Source organism: Barnesiella sp. CU968 (assembly GCF_905219685.1).
Taxonomy (GTDB): Bacteria; Bacteroidota; Bacteroidia; order Bacteroidales; family Muribaculaceae; genus Lepagella; species Lepagella muris_A.
This window is the reverse complement of sequence record NZ_CAJMXD010000289.1, coordinates 1-3,892: the sequence shown is the minus strand read 5'-3', so window position 1 is coordinate 3,892 and position 3,892 is coordinate 1. Positions and strand designations below refer to the sequence as shown.

Sequence of the window (3,892 nt, the reverse complement as noted above, 5' to 3'; positions counted from 1 at the left end):
TCTTCCACCAACAATATCGTTCCTCCTACCGCCTCAGGGTCTGAAAGTAAAAAAAGGTACAGATTATTCTTTGGCTCCGGAAATCCAGAATGATGACGATGATAATTTCGAAATCGAATGGATAATTAACAACAAAGTCGTGGGAAGGGAAAAGACTTATGTTTTCAATGAGGATAAGATTGGTGAATATACTGTCACTATCAACGCCTCAAACGATGATGGCAAGACTTCCTATGACCTAAAAATTCAGGTTTTGGAGTCGGAGCCATTTGTTGTCAGCTTCTTGAAACCTTACTATCTGGCTGAGGAAAATGTAAGATATGTCTATCCCGGTCAGTCCGTTTTCCTGAGACCTCATCTTGAATATTTTACTAATCCTACTTTCAAGTGGAGCGTGGACGGAAAGGAAATAGCTGATGCTTCATCTCAAACATACGCGTTTACTCCTTCATCTCCCGGCAACTACATGGTGACAGTGACCGTCACTGAGAATTCAGAACATTCTGACGCATCAGTAAGCACAACTGCAAAGATTGTTTGTGTGACCGGCTCTCCTGCTGATAAATACAGACCCCTGACAACTTCAAGTGTGCAAAAATGCAACAAGGTATATGAATTTACTCCTGCCCCCGGACAGTTTATATATGCGGGAGGGACATTTGGATATACTGGTAATGAAACAACAATGGAACTGGCTATAGCTTTCGCAGAGCGTAATTTAGCTAACGAATGGTACGTTTCATTGGGAGCATGGGGCGGTTCGATAATTGTAGGCTTTGACCATAGTATAAAGAATCTAAAAGGAGACGATTATGATTTTGCAGTTCAAGGGAATGCCTTTGCCACTTCTAATGAACCCGGTATTGTCTGGGTGATGCAGGATACAAACGGTAACGGGCTTCCAGATGATGAGTGGTATGAATTGCGAGGCTCAGAGACGGGTAAGTCCACAACAATTCAGGATTATGAGGTAACATATTTCCGTCCGGCACCATACGCCATGCATAATCGATATATTGACTGTTTTGGTAAGGAAGGTAGCGTTCTGCGGAATCAGTATCATAGTCAGGAATATTACTACCCGTTATGGATGTCTGAATCTTATACAATCAGGGGAACACTTATCCCCGGAACAATGAGTAATTCAGGACATGCTCCTTATCAATGGGGATATGTGGATAATGTCGGTAATGATAGTTTTGAAGAACCATACTCAAATGGGACAGCACAGAAAAACGGTTTTAAAATATCAAATGCTATGTATCCTGATGGAACTCCTATAATGTTGGACTATATAGATTTTGTTAAGGTTCAGTGTGCTGTTCAGGAATATCATGTTTCATTTGGAGAAGTCTCAACCGAAGTTTTCTCAATAGAGGATAGAAATTCACTCAAAAACAAATAATACAACTTCATAGCAATGAAAAAAGTGTGGTCGCTAATTCTCGTTACATTCTCGCTTCTCATAGCGGGATGTTCCGATGATGACAAAATGCCGGCAGATGCAGATGATAACTTCATCACAGCTCTGACATTGACAAAAGAGGGCAAATCGTATGATGCCGTCATTGAAGGTAATGACATTGTAATGACAGTGCCATATACTGTAGATCTCAACGGTGCTACCGCATCCATGGTCTATACACCCTCTGCGAAAATTCTTCCTAATCCCCAGACTGTCACTGACTGGGNAAATGAAATGATTTTCCGCGTCACCTCCTTCAATGGGAAAGAGAATGAATACACTTATAAAGTGATAAAATCGGAAATAGAATCGGACGGTGACGTTGTCTTGAAATCTCAGGCTGACGTGGATGCGTTTGCCGAGACAAAAGTTTCTGTCATCAAGGGCAACCTTATAATCGGTGACAATGCCGAGAATACGGCTTCAATCAACAATCTTGAAGCATTGTCAGGTATTAAGGAAATAACCGGTTCGTTACAGATCCTTAACAATTACAAAGGAGAAGCCCTTGATGGTCTCAATATCACAAAAGTCGGTGGAATTCAGCTCGGTACAAAAGAGGCACCATCACCATGTGCTGACACTTACCGATTTCGCCTTGAGCAGCTTCAGGAAATTACAGGAAATCTGGAGCTAAACAACAATGCGGTTCAGTTTATTGAGTTTGACAATCTCACGAAAGTTGAGGGTGACATCTATATCAAAGATGATGCTCTTATTACACTCTATTTCCCGAAACTTGCAGATGTCGGAGGAGACCTTGATCTGAGCGATAACTCAGTAGTCAGACATGAGAATGGTACAAGTGATATCAAAGATACGCCAATAGCTCAATTGGAATTTCCGGCGTTGGAAAATGTCTCAGGAAAATTCTCAATAAATATGCCATCAGATAATTTCCAGTCCTTAAGATTACCGAAATTGCAAACAGCAGGTGAAATTGACTTTTTAGTTGGCTGGCAATTCAAAACATTGGAGATTCCTGAGATTTCAGAAGTAAACGGTAATTTATTATTATCTGGACGTTATGAATCTACTGCGTATGCTAAGTATTTAAATCAAACATTAGAGAGAATCGTAGGGTTAAATAGTCTTAAACAAGTAAAAGGTACGCTGAATATCTCCAATTTTGGTGCGATGTCTGAATTACCGAATTTATCCTCTCTTTCTTTGGTTGGTGGAGTTTTCATTGAAAATTTATGGGGCCTTCAGGGGAAGGGTGTAGTTTGTGACTTGAGCAATGCATCTTTTCAATCATTCAATGATGTTACTCCCTTTATACATACTGGTGGTACGGCATTCGACAAATTAAAGACGATAGATGATTTATCCAATGTGAATATTGAAATGGCTATAATCTGCTATGCTGACAGATGCATACCGGAAATTAATTTAAAAAAGGCTTCGGATTTCACATGTAAATTTGACTTTTCCAATCTTGCAGCTAACGGAAAGAATCTTCCGATTACATTAGAAGAAATCTTAGGTGATGTAGATATAATGGTGCAGAGTTCCCCTAATAAATCAATTGACCTTTCCAATATAAGATCGGTTGAGGGAAATTTTTTCTTTAATTCTACTTTGGCAAAATCAGTTGATTTCTCCTCTCTGGAAAAAGTCGGAGGTTATTTTTGTTTACAGTCATTGAACGGTAAAGGATTAAAACTTGACAAATTGCAATCTGTAAATATGTCTGGGATTAATAAGAGTCGAGCTGGATTTGGGGCAGAAGAAAGGAGAAAAGGACTATTTATACAATCTCTGTCTGAAATCAGTCTTCCGGACTTGGAATCCGTAGGGGGGCTATGCGGATTTCTGAATTACACTGGGCTGAGTTGTCCCAAGCTTAAATCAGTTTCGGAAAAATTATTTATAAGTACCGCTCCCAACTGCTCTCAGGTTTCTTTCCCCGCATTAAATTCTGTACCTAATATCAAGATTGAAAATAATGGTAAACTCTCTGACTTCTCTACTTTCGCCACAGTCATTGAAAACGGTTCAGTGACTGATGGAAATTGGGAGGTAACAGGCTGTAAATATAATCCTACATGGCAAGACATGAAGGAAGGTCGTTGCAAACCTGCTGAATAAAACAGCTCAAACAGTTAAAATTTTTCTGCCAAACCTCGGCTCGTATATTACCTTGAATAGCGGGTCGAGGTTTTCAAATTATTAAAATGAAATTCAAACCGAAACTCTTATATATCCTGACAACACTTCTGTCGCTCACCCTCGCTTCCTGCATGGAGTGGGACTACGGCGATGTGGTAGAAGACTTTAATGCAACCGGCTCAGGACTGTTCATTACTAACGAAGGAAACTTCCAGTATGGCAACGCGACGCTTTCCTATTATGACCCGGCAACGAATCAGGTTCAGAACGAGGTGTTTTTCCGCGCAAACGGAATGAGACTCGGTGATGTGGCGC

Annotated in this window: 1 protein-coding gene and 1 pseudogene; both read left to right on the top strand. The window is 40.3% G+C overall.

Annotated elements, in window-relative coordinates:
- Positions 1 to 1,405: PKD-like domain-containing protein (locus JX312_RS10375; protein WP_204457947.1), on the top strand; the 1,405-nt coding region annotated here is incomplete at its 5' end.
- Between the two features lie 2,237 nt (positions 1,406 to 3,642).
- Positions 3,643 to 3,892 (top strand): annotated as a pseudogene (locus tag JX312_RS10370) (YncE family protein); the annotation flags it as partial.